The sequence below is a fragment of the Prevotella sp. HJM029 genome (assembly GCF_000599605.1).
GTDB lineage: Bacteria > Bacteroidota > Bacteroidia > Bacteroidales > Bacteroidaceae > Prevotella.
The window spans coordinates 1-17,043 of the sequence record NZ_AZHT01000159.1; the positions used below are offsets into that span (position 1 = coordinate 1).

Here is a 17,043-nt window from a genome sequence, read left to right on the forward strand (position 1 = left end):
ATCCCATTACGCCCACACCAGGCACACGTGCTGTTGTGGCATGGACGCGTGGCCGTTTCTCCTCGACAGGCATGAATGGCACGTCACAAACAGCCATGACCAACCAATGGTTTGACAGCGAGCCCACGCAAGGCGACGGAACACTCGATAACCTTCACCGCTGGACCTGGCAAAAGCCATGGGGACGTTTCTTCGCCGTTTATCCCGAAGTGACTAACTCCTACAGCAAGATAGCACTCTCGCCAGCAGGCCATCTGCCCACACCTTATGTGGATTTTGAGGTCGAGGGCAACGTGCAAAACATGAAGGACTTGATGATTGCACGCTCAAACGATGCGCAATATGTGTCGCAGGGTGATGCACCAGCCACGAGTTTGCAATTTCAACACGCCCTCACGGCTGTGAAATTCTCGGTGGGCGACAACCTTTCGTTGGGCACCATCACCAAGATTGAAATCACAGGTGCACTCAGCAAAGGTCGCTACACCATGTCGGATGCGCCTATAACACAAGGCACATGGACTTATCCCTCCACCGATCGTTCGCAAGTCAACAGCCTCGATGGCGTGAGCATTGCCGTGTCGCAGACCCCTAATGCAGCCATTGCAGGCACAGATGGTCGCAACTACACGTTCTACATGCTGCCCCAGCAATTGGATGGGCAAAACGTGAAGGCGATGATTTACTACACTACGCCCGACAACAAGAAGCATAAGCTCACCATTCGTCTCAAAGGACAATGGGAAGCTGGTACCACCAGCGAATATAAACTCTCGCAGAGCAACTCCAACTGGCAGTATCACTTCACGGTGACCGATAACAACCTCACGTTTGAACACACCGTGCAACCTGCCGATGTGCAACACTATAAGGTGACCAGTTGGCGCGAAAGTGGCGCGGTGAAGCAGGCTGTGCCTTGGACAGTAACGAAATATGAAGAGTACAATGCCACTACAGGGCAATGGACTGACATGGGACCTAACAGCTGGCCCACATGGTTACTCAACTTCACTTATAATGGTCCTGGCGATGCCAATGGCGCAGCCAACGTGGGAAACGTGAACTTATATGCCGTACAGATGCGCAATCACTTGAAAGAATATAACGATGCGCTGAAGAATGCTACGCCAAAGGGCAATGCAGGCTATTATCACAACTTGGCCAATCCGAATGATGGGGGTAACTATATCACGGAATCTGCCAACAGCTATCTCATCTCAGCACCTGGGCATTACCGCATACCTCTTGTTTATGGTAATGGTGTAAAGAATAATGTAGCCAATAGCAGCGCTTATGTCAGCAGTGCACCTGTGACGCCTTATGCAAGCTATTCGGATGTGATTCTTCACACCTTCCTCGATCATAACAATCAACCCATTACATCTCCATTTATCAATGTGCAGAATAGTGGTAACAAAGCTACACAAGCCAGCATTGTGTGGAGCGACCAGCCCGATTTAATCACCATCGGGAGCAGCCCCATTAAAAACTATCTTGGTGTGGACTATGTGGAGTTTGAAGTGCCCAAAGGCGACGACACCCATGGCATTCGCAGTGGAAATGCCGTGATAGCCGTTAAGAATGCGGCCGGCACCGTGATGTGGTCATGGCATCTATGGTTTGCTAAGCCCGAAGCATTGGGAACAATTACTTGTGTTAACCAAGGGAACTATGTTTATAAGTTTTCAAATGCTTCTTTAGGCTTTGCCTATAGCAAGTGGGAAGAAACACCTTATGCACAGGATAGAAAGTGCCGTGTGACGTTACAGCCCACTGCAGGAAATGCCAATAGTAGCCAAAAGGGTATTGTATATATTACGTTGAAAGCATATTCTGCTTACGACATGCGAACCACATTGTATCAATATGGTCGTAAGGATGCGCTTCCTGGAACAGATACATTCTATGATAATAGTAGCACACCCAGTACAACTGCATTCCAAATTGCTACAGGTCGTCAAACGATTGGTAGTACCATCCAGCATCCTGCAGTAATGTATATTGTCAATAGTTACCCCTACGACCATTACAATGCTGCTTATGCTAACTTATGGTCGGCTAACAATACCAAGTTGGATAACTGGAGTGATGATGGTATAGTGAAGACCATTTATGACCCAAGTCCTGCTGGTTTCCGTATGCCTGCAAGTAAAGCCTTCACGCGCTTCACAACAACAGGTGAAAATACCGCAAATGTAACCGAATTTAATGTGTTGGGTACATTTGGTAAAGCGTGGGACTTTAAATCGGGTATTGGCACTTCAACAGCTTATTTCCCTGCTTCAGGATTCCGCCATTACATAGGTGGTGTGTTGATGGCTGTGGGTGAGCATGGTTGGTATTGGTCAGCACACCCATATGATGACAACTATGGTTATCACCTTTATTTCGATGCAGCGAATATGAAACCCCATCTTGGTAATGCACGTTCGTATGGTTTGGGCGTTCGTCCAGTTCTTGATACACAGCCAACGATAGATTCCGATCACCATGCTATCGAGCCTGGAGGTATCATTCAATGGTAGATGAATGTCGTTAAGGCTTATTATTATAATCATAAAATTATTGATAATGAAAAGAAAATTATTATTTACGCTCGCCTTGGTTGCTACAGCTTGTGGAATGATAAGCTGCAGCAATGACGAAGTAGCTTCGTCGCTTTCGCAAGGTAGCACCCCTATAGATACAACCCATTGCCTCAAGTTTTTGACCGAGGGGCAACGCCTCACTCGTGTGAGCTATATTCTTGGTCACACTGCTGCAGGTCTTGGTGCTACACCTTATTGGCAACCTAATGATAGAATTTGGCTCTATGTTGGAGACGAAGAGCGAGTTGGTAGCATTGGTAGTGATATCACAGCAGTTACCCAACGTGCTAAATTTTATTTCCCTCCCTTGCAAAATAGGAGCACTTATAAAGTGCACTATTTAGGGAATGCCACGGATGGTCGTTACATCACCATTGGTGCAAACCAGTGGCAATATCCACCCGACAATACCGACCATTTGGCTTCGAATGGCGATTGTGCTGAGGGGCTTGCAACACAAGATGCCAACAACCCTGACCTTTACACAGTGAAGTTCAAACGTTTGCCGGCTTATCTCTGCATCATGCCCTATTGCTCAGACGAGTTTGTGCGTACTGGTGCTGTGTTGAAAGGCATCCGTATTTATTCAGATAATCCCATTCGCGGGAAGTTTGATGTGGCACGTTATGGCTTTACCAATGGTACCGATGTGGCGAATAACATCGAGATGATACTCAATGGAGGCAATGGATTCCCACTCGATAATGCCGCTGCCGACCGCGCAAAGAACGCTGTTTATGTGGTAATTGGCCCCAGCTGGCATAATCTTGTAATAGAGATTAATTTCACATCGCCCAAATTCCCAGGGCAAGAGCTACGCGCGGTGCGCGTTATTGGCAACCACGAATATAAGGCAAACTCGATGACCGACATCATTGCCGACGTGGCCAACTACTATGATGCCGACAACAATCCCATTGGTGCAGGTGGCCAAATAGAATTGGCTAAGAAGCATAAGGCTGTTGAAGTGAGCGAAAATGAAGATTGGGATGGAACGTTTAACCGATAAAACAACATTGACAATGAATAAGATAATCCTATCCTTTGCGTTGGCGGCAGGTCTATTTATGAGCTGCAGCAGCAATGATATTGACACGACGCAACCCGATGAAGGCAATCGCACGACCTTTGTGGCAGAGGGAAATGCGATTACGCGAAACAACTACATACTCAATCACGCCGTAGGAGGAGGCGCACAGCCTTGTTGGCAACCTGGTGATAAGCTTTGGATTTACATCAACCCAACCTGGCGCATAGGTAGCTTGGGAAACAATGCTACCGATGTAACGCAGCGTGCAAAGTTCTATTTCCAGGCAGGACTGAATGAGCCATCCTACCGCTTGCATTATTTAGGGCATTCTTCTACAACCGATGGTATCCATGTTCCTTTCCCTGCACAGCAATGGAACATTCTGCACAACTCCACCCATCACTTGCAATTTACGGGCGATTGTGCAGAGGCAATAGCAACACGCAATCCCAACAAAGCGGGTATTTACACGATGAAGTTCACGCGTTTGCCGGCCTATTTATATATCATTCCCTATTGCTCTGAACTTTTTAGAGCCAACTATTCGGTGGTGAAACGCATCATCGTGCGCTCTAATCAGCTCATTAGCGGTTCGTTTGATGTGGCACAACATGGTTTCGATGCTACGTATGCCTCTTCAACAGGCAATAGTTTAGATTGCTATTTCGCGGGCACAGAGACGGCCACTTATCTTTATCTCACGCCCAATCCTACGCAGACATCAATGTATGTTGCCATTCCTCCTGGCTATCATAATCTCACGATTGAGGTTTATTACACCTCGCCCAATCTGGGAGAGCAGATGACTTCGCGCACCGTAGGCCCACGTTGGTATTATACGAACACGATGACCGATTTATTGATTGATGTGGCCGAGCACCTTGGAGGCTATCACAACAACATCAATGCTGGTGCAACCATTGCCACAGCAAAGAAGACACGCGGCGTGGAAGCAGTGGTAGATACAACTTGGAATGGAACGTTTGACCGATAAAACAGAACAGCATATGAAACGAAATATATTTTTATTTGCAGCGACAGCACTCGCCTTGTTGGGGCTGAGCAGTTGCAACAACGAGATAGATGGTAGTGTGAGCCGTGACGAGCAGGCGCAGCGTGACACCACTGTGCGTACCATATTTTCAACAGAAACAACGCCGACCACACGCGCAACGCTTGTGTGGCATAGCGGAACAACCAACAATGGTGCCGCTGTGCATTGGGAAGTGGGCGACCAAATATGGGTGTATGAGTCGTTTACGAATCGCATAGGGAGCACAGGAAGCGACATCACGGCCACCAAACCTAATGCTTGTTTCTATTTCCCATGGCTTTTCCGTGCCGATACTTATAAGGTGAACTACCTTGGGCACCCTTCAAACACTGATGGAAAGGGAGTCACGATTAAGGGGCAGCAATGGCAAGGCTATGCCGACCAAACCGACCATTTGAAATATTTTGGTGATTGTGCAGTGGCCACAGCTACCAAAGTAAAGACTGGGCAATACCTTGTTAAGTTCACCCATTTGCCCGCTTTCCTCAACATTCTTCCATACTCTACGAATGCGCTCATTCGTGGTGGCATGGTGTTAAAGAAAGTGGTGATTAAGTCAAGCAATCCCCTCACGGGTGTGTTTCCCGACGTGGGTAGTTATGGTTTAGACCTTGGGCACGCTACGAACACGGGTAAGCAAATCGAAATTATCTTAAACAATGGCAATGGTTTTGCGGTGGACAACGACCAAGTGAACCAATGGCGCAACGGCATTTATTGCGTGATGGTGCCTGGTTGGCACGACCTCACCATTGAATATTATTGCACGTCGCCCATCACGAGCATGCCGTTGAAATTCATTAAAATCATTGGTGCGCAAAACTATGCGGCCAACACGATAACGAATATCACGGCCGACTTCTCGGCAATGCAGTTCGATTTCAAATATTATTTGTGGGATGCAGGCGAAGGCCATGACATCTTTGAAGGCTATGCACCTAATTATTGGAACTGGACAACGTTACAGTTTGCATGGCCAACGGCCAGCACTGATGCTCGCATCAACAACCAGCGGCGAGTGGATGCTGCAGAGCAGTCGGCAAAATTTGCTCCAAACTTGAACCAAGCCATTTGGTATGCTGAGTCAGCTCCCTACTATGAACGCGATATTGTGTGGTGGCATGGTGGCAATCAAGGTCAGGGTGGCTTGTGGCTTAAAAAACTTTCTGTGATTGCACAGCAGAATGGGCGAAGCGAAGCGAGCTTGGCACAATCGGATAGAACAGGCAAGGATTATACGCAAGCAGCAAATCAATTTACGATCGTGAAGCGATATTACATAGCAGCGGGTCGCCCTGCTGATATTCAAAACTATTTCTTTGTTCCAGCAATGGGGCGTTTTGGTTTTTCTGGTGGACAAGGTGTTCTTACAGGTACCTATTCTGCTTATTGGCTATCAACCACTTATCATCAATTTGGCTACACGGGAAATGCTTATACGTTTGGTCTCATTAAAACGGGAGCAACTAATTTAATCGATATACAACCAGAAAGCATGTCGCAGAATGCCTTGCCTGTTTTCAATGCACAATAAATCATCATCCCTTCGATAGAGAGAGTTTATTTATCGGGCGCACAGCAGTGTGCCCGATATTTGTTTTTGTGTGCTCATGTCTTTGTTGTGGGGTTGGATGAGGGTAAGGGAAGATAGCAAAGCAAGAAAAAGTGTGCGGCATAGGGTACGCTGCACACTTTTTCGGTCAGTTCTATGCGGCGTAGGGTACGCCGCACACTTTTTTAGCCAGTTCTTCGCGGCGTAGGGTACGCCGCATACTTTTTTGGTCAGTTCTTTGCGGCGTAGGGTACGCTGCACACTCTTTCGGTCAGTTCTATGCGGCGTAGGGTACGCTGCACGCTTTTTTGGTCAGTTCTGTGCGGCGTAGGGTACGCCGCACACTTTTATTTGGTGAAAGCTTGTCGAGGGATGGGTTGCTACCTACTTTTAGGTATGTTGGGTTGGTAGCTGGTTTCGCTGTGGGGGAAAAATAAAAGGCCGACTTCACAGCCAGCCTAATACATATTATACAAAAACATTATGAAATCTATGTAGCGAACAAGATTATACATCTTTTGGAATAATCTATTGATGTGTTCGCAGAGAGACAATGTCTTCACAGCCCTTGGCTCTCGCTTTATTCACTCATTTGAGGTAAGAGCGGCAGGTGGTTTGTGCTGCGCTTGGCACGCCTTTCCTGCTGCTTATATGGTTTATGACTTACGTTTGCAATAGCGTTCGCACTGGCTGCAGATGTCGTAGCCCAAGAGTGTCCCGAGGATGAAATCTTCCTCGGGTGTGAGTTCATTCAGGGGTTGATGAATGAACTTTCGGATGGTGTCCATGCACTCTTTTCGTCCGAAGAACAGGTTGATGCGACGATTGCCCACGGGCTGCACGAGATAGTCGATGCCTTGGCGCTCTAATTTATCCAATGCTTGCTGTTGATAGCGTTCGGGAAAGGTGTAGAGCACCATTTTGCGCACACCTTTCTTGTATTGGTAAATCTGTTCAGAGAGCACACGCAGGTCGCTCGGTATCACTTCAGCCTGTAACATAGGTCGGTTGTTGTTTATAATGCGGGTTTGATTTCGGCTACCCATGCATCGATTCGTGCATCGGTTTTGTCGTCCTCGTTGACGTCGTCGAGAGCCAATCCAACGAATTTTCCGTCGACAACAGCTTCAGAGTCGTCGTAGGTGTAGCCATCGGTAGCCACGGCTCCAACGATGTTTGCGCCAGCAGCTTTCACAGCTTGATAGAGCTCGCCCATGCCTCCGCAGAAGGTGTCGCTATAGCCTTCGCAGTCGCCACAACCAAAGAGCGCCACGGTTTTTCCAGCGAGATTGGCTGCTTTCAGCGCTTTCACGCCTTCATACCAGTCGTCTTGCATTTCGCCTGCTCCCCATGTTGAGGTGCCGAGGATGAGGTTTTGAAATTCATTTAATTGGTCGGCAGAGATGCTTCCTGCGTCAAAAACATTGGCACTGTCAACGCCTAATTTGGTTGCAATGCGTGAAGCGAGATCTTGGCAAGTGCCAGTTGATGATCCGTAAACAATACAAGTTGAATTCATATCTATTTCTATTAAAATTAATTCTTTGTTGTTGCAGCCTCAAAAGCTACGGTTGCAAAAGTACGAGCTATTTTCTTTTCGTGCAATACCTAAAAAGGATGAAAATGCGGATATTGCTTTTTCATTATTTTTAGGTATTGCTTGCAAGGGCTATTTCGTGTAACTTTGCAGGCAATTAAGTGCAGTGGGGATTGTTTTCTCGGCAACTTCTCAAAAGAAACTCTTGCAGGGTCTTGCGCTGTTCAGTCTTTTTGGAACTGAGTTCACAATCCGATAGTCTGCACTTTTTTCTTTTAGATTATAAATAAAGGATAAGAACATACATGAAACAAATGAAGCTCAAAATGGCGTTGAGCGCTTTGATGATAAGCGCTTCGATGGGAGTAAGTGCACAAGAGAGTGCTGCCGACTCGGTGATGACTCACGCCAAAGGCAACAAGTTTAGTGTGGGCGGTTATGGTGAAGCGGCCTATTCGCGCAATTTCTATAGCGACAACGGCAATCGTTACACCACGCCTCGTAGTTATAAGAAAGATCCCAGTCATGGAAGATTTGATATTCCACATGCCGTTATCTATTTAGGTTACGACTTTGGCAAAGGCTGGACAATGGGAACTGAGATTGAATTTGAGCATGGTGGCACGGGCGCGGCCATTGAATATGAAGCCGACGAGGCTATTGAGTTTGAGCAAGAGCAGGAGAAAGGCGGCGAAGTGGAGTTAGAACAGTTCTGGCTGCAAAAGAGTTTCGGTCGCGCTTTCAATGTGCGTGCTGGTCACATCGTGGTGCCTTTTGGCTTGGTTAACGCCCATCATGAGCCTTTAAATTTCTTTACGGTGTATCGTCCTGAGGGCGAAAACACCATTTTGCCTTGCACTTGGCACCAGACGGGTGTGTCGTTGTGGGGACGTTTGGGCGACTTCCGCTATGAAGCGCAGATGGTTGCAGGCTTGGATGCTTATCATTTTAGCCGTGCCAACTGGATACAGGGTGGCACATCGAGCCCCTTTGAGTTTGAGGTGGCCAACAAATATGGTTTCCTTGCTCGCGTAGACAATTACACCATTCCAGGGCTTCGCCTCGGTGTGAGTGGCTATTTTGGCCAGTCGATGCACAACAATGTGCCTCACGATATGGAGCGAGGTGCAAAGAAAAAGATTAAAGGAAATGTTTATTTAGGAAGTATCGACTTCACCTACAAGCGCTATAATTGGGTGGCACGCGGCAATGTTGACTATGGTTATGTGAGCCATGCCAATGAGATTTCGCAGTTGAGCTATCCGAATGTGCAATATGTGAAGCCCTATGAGTCGGGCAACGGAAAATATTTCGGCAGCAATGCTATGGCTATGATGTTGGAAGTGGGCTACGATGTCTTCTCGCAAATTAGAAGCTTGCGCGCCGACAATCAAAAGTTATATGTCTTTGGACATATCGAGAAATATGACTCCTACATCCACGCTGCCACGAAGAAGTGGACGAACAAGACGATTTATGCTGCGGGTGTGAACTATTATCCCATTCCACAAATCGCCATCAAAGCCGAATATAACTATCGCAATTTGAAGAAAGGTTATAACGATGAGCCGGCAATTAATCTCGGTATTGCTTACGAAGGCTTCTTCTTGTAATTAATGATGAGCAATGTATTCAAATAATAGTAATATAGAACAATGAAAAAGATTACAAAATTTGTAGCGATGTGTCTCACTGGTGCACTCGCTTTAGGTTTTACAGCATGTAGCAATGACGACGACGATGAGAATGTCATTCACTATGGTGAGGACATGAAAGCTGTCGTATCAAACTATGTAGATGCTGTCGTTGAACCTACTTACAAGGAATTGGCTATAAAGGCTGATGCGCTTTACAACGCTTGTCAGAACTTAAAGACAAAGCGCCAAAACGGCACTTTGACGCAAGCTGATATCGATGCTGCTTGCGCAGCGTTTAAAGAGGCACGTAAATATTGGGAGCAGAGCGAGGCTTTCTTGTATGGTGCAGCTTCGGATAACGAAATTGATCCCCACATTGACTCTTGGCCTCTCGACCATGATCAGTTGAAGAACGCATTGACCAATAACGGCATTATTGCAGGAATCAATGGTGCTACTCCTGCGAAGTTCGTTTACGAACACAATAAAGATTTCGACTCTGTGTTGGGCTTCCACGGCTTAGAGTTCATGCTTTTCCGTAATGGTCAGAACCGTACGCTCGCAGCTTTCAATGCAACTTATGAGACAGAGCCAGGCTTGACAACAGTAAAGACCGTTGACGAAGCAGCTTTTGCAGCAGCCGTAGCAGGTGACTTGCGCAACATGATTTACTTGTTGGAGTATGCTTGGTTGGGCAATAACGACAATGCTGCACACAAGACCTACTTGTTTAACAATGCACGTTGGACGGTTGATGGCACACGTTATCAAGGTCTCTCTCCAAAGAATAGCCCTTATGGCGAGTTTGTGAAGAACGCAGGAGAAGCTGGTATGTTTACTACTTGGCACGAGACGTTGAGTAATGTCTTCATTGGTGGTTGCTCAAGCATCTGTGAGGAAGTTGCCAGCCAAAAATTAGGTCAGGCTTATCGTAAAGCAACGGGTACAGGTACTGCAGAAGATGCTGCAGACTATATCGAGTCACCTTATAGCAAGCGCTCATTCCAAGACTATCAAGATAACATCTATTCAATTAAGAACTCACTTTATGGTGTGCGTGGCACAGAGAATGTGACTACTCCTGCCAACAACTCAGTTATGAAGTTCTTGCAGAAGAGCAACTATCCCAAGTATGCTGAATTGAACAATGCACTCAACGATGCCATCAATGCTTTGCAGACAGCAAAGACCAGTGGTGTTGCTTTCATTGACAATCCAGGTCATGCACAAGTAAAGACCTGCATCGAAAAGGTTGATGCCCTCAACGAAGCCCTTCAGGAAGCTGGTAAGTGGGTGAGCGGCTTGGCGGATTAAACATACATGACGCAATTTAAACATCAAAGATAAAACCGAACGTAGCTTTGCCCTAAGGGTGAGGCTACGTTTTCAAGCATTCAAACAATCATCAAACATTATGAAACATAACTATTACAGCAGTGCTTTGTTTGCAGCATTATGTATCTGTTCTTTTGCAGCTTGTTCTGATGACAACACTGGAACAGATGACACGCAGAATGGCCCTGAGGCCAACTATGTGGGTAAAGCCGTAGGCAATTTCTCAGCTGATGAGTGGTATCCTGGTGGAGAATTGGGAACGACAGATAATACTTCAGCTGGTTGTTATGAGGACAACACACCTGCTATTGACGAGCAAGGTTTGAGCGACCTCTTTAATCAAGGTGACATGATGGCCAGTGCTAAATACACCTTGAACACACCTCCTTATAAAGGATGGGGTCCAGTGGCTTCACGTCGCTCATGCGAATACTGCCATTCTGGCGGTTATGCGCATGGTCACAGCCGCAACAATATGAATCCAGTGAAAGGGAATGGCTATATTGTTTCGGTGTATTATCCCGATGCCCCAGGCAGCAACAATGGCACACCCATTAGCCAACTCACCACGTTCACAATGCTTCAGGCTGTTGAACCTTTCTTGCCACCTGTTGATCCCAATCAAATTCACATCACATGGCACGATGTAACAACCATGCCGAGTGGTTTGCCCATGCAATTCCCTGATGGAGAACGTTTCCAATTGCGCTATCCTTCTGTAACAATCCCACAGTCGGCTTTCAACACCGATCCACGTCCTTCGGGCTATGAGGTGCGTTTGATAGCCTCGTGTAACTTCCAAGGTTTGGGCTTGATAGATGCCATCTCGAATGAAGATTTGGAGAAGCAATATAAGCAGGAAGGAAGATTTGTGGAGCTCAATCCAGAGTTCTTTGATAATGCCACCAAGCAGTTGAAACCCGATGCTTATGCTGAAGATGCCTTTGGCCGTAAGTTTGTCAAGCGTTTCAACTACGACTTGCTCGATGGCTGTTTGCAAAACGATGTAGGCTTATGGGATGAGCTCAACATCTTGCGCTCTGACATCAAGCACATTTGCTCCACAGAAGCATGGGCTAAGGCCATGTCCGAGAATCCCAATGTGATTAGCTATATCCAGCAGCATGGTGCTGATCCCAATTCCTACGTGCATCCTTATTATAATGATGGTACAGCGACGGGCATCAAGAATGCATTGGCTTATTTGTTATCACCTGCTGACAATGTGAACTTGTACAACAATCCCTATTACAACTTCCAGCCCGAAATGAGCGATGAGGCTTATCATGCTTTCATGGTATGGCATAGAGGTATTGCTGTTCCACGTGCACGTAATTTGAACGATAAAGTCGTACAGCGTGGTAAAGAGCTCTTCACAGGAGAGCTGGGCTGTGCTACTTGTCACCGTCCTTCGTGGACTACAGGCGACGACAACCATGGTACATCGCGCATCATTGGCAATAAGAAGTTGCCCAAATATGCACATCAGAAGATTTATCCCTATACTGACTTCATCCAACATAAGTTAGATATGAAGAACGATATCCATGGCTCATGGTGTCGCACAACGCCATTGTGGGGTAGGGGATTATCGATTGTGAACTCGGGTGCAGACGATCGTTTGCACGATGCTCGTGCACGCAACGAAGTTGAAGCCATCATGTGGCATGCTTACAGTCCCAACAGCCAGGCTTTCAAGGCTGCAAAGAAATTCTACAATTTGCCAAAAGCCGATCGAGATGCGGTGGTGAAGTTCATTCGCTCGATTTAAACACGTGCAATTGTAGAGGATAAAACAAAGTGAGAGGTTGTACCAAGATGAGGAATGTATCCTTTTGGTGCAGCCTCTCTCCTTACACATAAAACTTTTGGCCACAGGAAGTGAGTGAAATACCAAAAGGAAAAATGTCGCAAGAAGGTTGCGATTTACAAAAAACATTAGAAAAGGCGTTGCAGAAAATGCCAACGTTAGGAAAATATGTAGCGATGCGAATAAAAAAAACACTTAGCATAGTTTATCTCCTCTTGATAGCTTTGATGGCATTGGGGACGATTGTTGGCAAGTACACCAGTGTAGAAATGGCGGCTGACCAGTTCTTTGGTGCGTGGTGGTTCACGTTACTTTGGGCGGTAGGTGTGGCCTTAGGAGTGGCTTATTTCATTCAACAGAGGGTGCGGCGTCCTTTGTTAGTGCTGCTTCATCTATCGTTTGTTGTCATCTTACTGGGAGCGTTGCTCACCCATTTGACCGCGAAAAAGGGAATTGTTCATCTGCGACAAGGCAAGCCTGTGACAACTTATTCCACAAAGACGGGTGAACAACAACCCTTGCCTTTCACGCTCAAACTCAATCGGTTTCGCGTGAGCTATCATGCTGGTAACATGGCAGCCATGGATTATGCTTCCGAAATTACTATTCTGCATGATAAACAAGTCGAACACTATCAGGTCGCCATGAATAAAATCTACACAGGCTATGGCGTGCGCCTCTATCAAAGTAGTTTCGATGACGATATGCGAGGCAGTTATCTTGCAGTGAATGCCGACCCCTATGGCATACCTGTTACTTATGTGGGCTATGCGCTACTTTTCATTGGATTGGTAGGGATGTTAGTGGATAAGCGTGGACGTTTTCGCCAACTGTTGCGCCAAAGTAAGGCACAGCGTGCAGCCATTGTAGGCTTGCTGCTGTGTATATTTGCACCGACACATGCACAGACGGCTTTGTCTCAAGCAACAGCTGCCGAGTTTGGAAAGGTGCTTATTGTCTATAATGGGCGCATTTGTCCGTTAGAAACCTTTGCCATCGACTTTACCAAGAAGCTTTATGGCAGTCAGCAATATCAAGATTACACTCCTTGTCAGGTATTGACAGGCTTTTTATTTTGGCCTTCTGAGTGGATGAAAGCACCCATTTTGAAAGTGAAAAGCAAAGCCCTGCGAGAACAATTACAGCTGAATGAATATATTTCGCCCATGCGTCTCTTCGGACAACAGGGCTATATCCTTGGACCCTATCTTCAAGAAGCGCAGAACCAACAGAGCAACATGGCAAAAGCTTTGTTGGATGTTGATGATAAAATGATGCTCTTAATGAGCCTTACCAAGGGGGATGTGCTCAAACTCTATCCCTATGTGACTCCTAATGGACAGGTAGATTGGTTTGCTCCTACGGACAAACTGCCTCGTACGATGCCCGTAGCGCAGCAGAAATATATTCGTTCGATTCTAAATTTGGCAAATCAATTAGCCCATCAGGGACGCAACGACATGTTAAACGACTTGGTACACAAGTTGCAGAGATACCAAGTATATTATGGTGGAACTACACTTCCTTCGCCGTTAGCCTTGAAGGCAGAACACCTTTACAACCATTTCCCCTTCACCACTATCCTTTTTATGGTGAACCTCACCCTGGGCTTGTGCTCTATTTTCTTTCTTGCTCAGCGCAAACGTTATGTTTATTTCACGATATTCATGGGCTTAGCATGGGGCATCCTTACTTTCACTCTGGCATTGCGTTGGATAATCAATGGGACTATTCCCATGGCTAATGGTTACGAAACCATGTTGCTGTTATCATGGCTGATAATGTTTGTCTCACTACTCACCACACGAACGCTGAAACTCATGACGACCTTTGGTTTGTTAATGAGTGGTTTCATGCTCTTGGTGAGCCACATCGGGGAGATGGATCCCAATATTACCCCACGTATGCCTGTACTCAATAGTCCGCTACTGAGTATCCATGTAAGTATCATTATGATGGCCTATGCATTACTCTCACTCACGTTTATCAGTGCATTAGCCTATTTCCTAACGAGTCGTAGCCATCGAAAAGGCATGGTGCAGATGAGTCAACAGCTCACCTTGCTCTCGCAACTATTCCTCTATCCAGCGATGACAACATTGGGATTGGGTATTTTTATTGGTGCCATTTGGGCCAACATCAGTTGGGGAACCTATTGGTCATGGGATCCTAAAGAGACCTGGGCTCTTATCACTTTCATGGTTTATGCCGTGCTACTCCACCCACATAGCCTGCCTTCATTGCAGCGTCCGCGCATCTATCATCTTTATTGTCTATGTGCTTTCCTCACACTGCTGATGACTTATTTTGGTGTGAATTATTTTCTTGGTGGTATGCATAGCTATGCTTAATCCTTCCCTAATGCAATAAAAATGAATACGTTTCAGGTCTTTTCCACTGATGATGCGCGGGTAGAATGTAGTTTCTTCTCTACAGAGAGGGGTGTGCAAGAAGCCCATCTACTCATCCACGTCACACAAAATGAGAAATCCTTCCAACAGCAGTTGCAAGCTGTACAAACAGCATTCGAAGTAGCTCGACAGCATTGGGGTACAAATATGGTTCCTGTAATGGAGCGTTATTTCTTGAGCGACGCAATTAATCAAGAGGCTCTTGTATGGCAGAGCGCGCATCATGTTTGTGCTCTTTCTATAGTGCAGCAGCCTCCTTTGGATGGAACGAAAGTTGCATTGTGGGTTTATGGGTTGGCAAATGTCACGGTAGAAAACCTTACTGATGGACTTTTTGCAGCACGGAGTGAGCATTTCACGCATCTGTGGCTGTCACAGGCTACAGCTTGTGGCGACACTATTGGCGAGCAAACGCACCACATTTTGGAGCATTATGTGCATCAGCTCAAAAAGCATGACTGCACCTTAGCCAGTCATTGTGTGCGCACCTGGTTCTTTGTCGACGATATCGACCATCAATATACAGGTTTTGTCGGTGCACGCAATAGCCTCTTTGATAGGGAAGGTCTCACACCCGATACCCATTTCATTGCCAGTACAGGCATTGGTGGGCGCACTGGTGATGTTTCTACACGCGTCATGATGGATGCTTATGCTGTCTATGGAATGCACCCTAAGCAGATAACCCATCTTTATGCATTGGATCATCTTAATCGTACGAGTGACTATGGCGTGCGTTTTGAGCGGGGCACAGCCATTGACTATACCGATCGTCGCCTGGTCTTTATCTCGGGAACAGCCAGCATTAACCATTTAGGAGAGGTTGTTGCGCCAGGGGATATTCGTCAACAAACGCAACGTATGTGGGAGAATGTGAAAGCCTTATTGGCAGAGGCTCGTATGGATTTCACCCACCTTGCTCAGCTACTTGTCTATCTACGCGACCCATCCGATTATGCTGTGGTTCACAAAATGTTTACTCAACAGTTTCCTTCTACACCTTTCATCATTCTACTTGCTCCTGTCTGTCGGCCAAGTTGGCTTATAGAAATGGAGTGTGTGGCTGTGAAAAGTAATGAGTAGATAAAACATTACCTTTGCACTATGGAAATGATAGCACTCAATGACCTCACGATTGGTTATCGCCACAAATGTATAGCCAAACATCTGCAAGCTACTTTGTCAGCTGGCAGTCTCACTTGCTTGTTAGGTTCAAATGGGGTAGGGAAATCAACCCTTCTCAATACCATGAGTGGGGCCTTGCCTCCTCTCTGCGGAACGGTTAGCATAGCTGGGGAAAGTATCACGGCCTATTCGGCAAAAACTTTGGCTAAACAGATGAGTATCGTGCTCACTCGCCCTATAGCTGCACAGCAATTAGATGTAAATGAATTGGTGGCAATGGGACGATATCCCTATACCAATCATTGGGGGACCCTTACTTCTCACGATGATGCTATTGTAACAGAGAGTCTTTCGTTAGTGGGGATGGAAGCATTTGCCCAGAGAAAAGTGGGGACACTCAGCGATGGCGAACGCCAAAAGGTGATGATTGCGAAAGCTTTAGCACAGCAAACACCCATCATCCTTTTAGATGAACCGACGGCATTTCTCGACTTTCCGAGTAAGATTGAAATGCTAAAGTTACTCAAACAATTAGCACATCGGTTGCAAAAAACCATCCTTCTGTCAACCCACGACCTTGCTTTTGCTTTAAAAATGGCCGATAACTTGTGGCTCATGCAGGCTGGAAAGTTGTACGATGGTACACCGAAACTCTTAGCTGATACAGGTATTCTAGCACATTATATCAATCAAGAACATGTGACGTTTAATCCTCAAACCATGGAAATCTCATGGCAGCAAATAGTAGATACGCCATAAAGTCCTGATGAGGATGCAGGATAGAGGGAAAAAGAAAAAGACACTCCGCTATACGGAGTGTCCTTTTTTATTGATCTGCCTCATGAGCTATTTCAAGGCTTGCTCAATATCTGTGGTGATATCATCAATATTTTCGGCGTAATGGACATTTGGTAGGCTGGTTATTCCAGCCTACTTTTTTGTATTTATGAATCCATCTATAAAC

General features: G+C 46.2%; 12 protein-coding genes. 10 read left to right on the top strand and 2 right to left on the bottom strand.

Translation table 11 applies throughout. The features are described from left to right. From X919_RS14980 to X919_RS0106200, 4 genes are all read left to right on the top strand, one after another. A partial coding sequence (locus X919_RS14980) for a fimbrillin family protein (RefSeq protein WP_051502448.1) occupies positions 1-2,525 on the top strand: 2,525 nt, incomplete at its 5' end. 46 nt (positions 2,526-2,571) lie between these two features. Continuing rightward, entirely contained in the window at positions 2,572-3,597 is a 1,026-nt protein-coding gene (locus X919_RS0106190; protein ID WP_028899423.1) for a hypothetical protein, read from the top strand. 13 nt (positions 3,598-3,610) lie between these two features. Then, positions 3,611-4,612, top strand: a complete 1,002-nt coding sequence (locus X919_RS0106195) for a hypothetical protein (protein ID WP_155949680.1) — start codon at positions 3,611-3,613, stop codon at positions 4,610-4,612. A gap of 13 nt (positions 4,613-4,625) precedes the next feature. Then, the gene (locus X919_RS0106200) at positions 4,626-6,206 is read left to right on the top strand and encodes a hypothetical protein (protein WP_155949681.1); all 1,581 of its coding nucleotides are present in this window, start codon (positions 4,626-4,628) and stop codon (positions 6,204-6,206) included. A 674-nt stretch (positions 6,207-6,880) separates the two neighbouring features. On the opposite strand, the gene X919_RS0106205 is transcribed toward X919_RS0106200, so the two are convergent. Both X919_RS0106205 and X919_RS0106210 read right to left on the bottom strand, forming a co-directional pair. Continuing rightward, on the bottom strand, positions 6,881-7,225 hold the full coding sequence (locus tag X919_RS0106205; protein WP_028899426.1) for a DUF2023 family protein: 345 nt from the start codon (positions 7,223-7,225) through the stop codon (positions 6,881-6,883). 14 nt (positions 7,226-7,239) lie between these two features. Then, the gene (locus X919_RS0106210) at positions 7,240-7,743 is read right to left on the bottom strand and encodes a flavodoxin (RefSeq protein ID WP_028899427.1); all 504 of its coding nucleotides are present in this window, start codon (positions 7,741-7,743) and stop codon (positions 7,240-7,242) included. 332 nt (positions 7,744-8,075) lie between these two features. Between X919_RS0106210 and X919_RS0106215 the strand changes: the two genes are divergently transcribed. The 6 genes from X919_RS0106215 to X919_RS0106240 all read left to right on the top strand — a co-directional run bounded on the left by X919_RS0106215 (position 8,076) and on the right by X919_RS0106240 (position 16,838). Then, complete coding sequence (locus X919_RS0106215; RefSeq protein WP_253270095.1) at positions 8,076-9,374, top strand: hypothetical protein; 1,299 nt, start codon at positions 8,076-8,078, stop codon at positions 9,372-9,374. A gap of 42 nt (positions 9,375-9,416) precedes the next feature. Continuing rightward, positions 9,417-10,712: an imelysin family protein gene (locus X919_RS0106220; protein WP_028899429.1), complete on the top strand. Its 1,296-nt coding sequence runs from the start codon at positions 9,417-9,419 to the stop codon at positions 10,710-10,712. A 100-nt stretch (positions 10,713-10,812) separates the two neighbouring features. After that, entirely contained in the window at positions 10,813-12,504 is a 1,692-nt protein-coding gene (locus X919_RS0106225; protein ID WP_028899430.1) for a di-heme oxidoredictase family protein, read from the top strand. Positions 12,505-12,719: 215 nt separating this feature from the next. Further along, positions 12,720-14,894 (top strand): cytochrome c biogenesis protein CcsA, encoded by a 2,175-nt coding sequence (gene ccsA / locus X919_RS0106230; protein ID WP_028899431.1) that lies wholly within the window; start codon positions 12,720-12,722, stop codon positions 14,892-14,894. Positions 14,895-14,915: 21 nt separating this feature from the next. Then, a complete protein-coding gene (locus X919_RS0106235) occupies positions 14,916-16,037 on the top strand; it encodes a Rid family hydrolase (protein ID WP_028899432.1) in 1,122 nt (373 codons plus the stop codon). A gap of 21 nt (positions 16,038-16,058) precedes the next feature. Then, the gene (locus X919_RS0106240; protein WP_028899433.1) at positions 16,059-16,838 is read left to right on the top strand and encodes an ABC transporter ATP-binding protein; all 780 of its coding nucleotides are present in this window, start codon (positions 16,059-16,061) and stop codon (positions 16,836-16,838) included. The last annotated feature ends 205 nt before the right edge of the window (positions 16,839-17,043 follow it).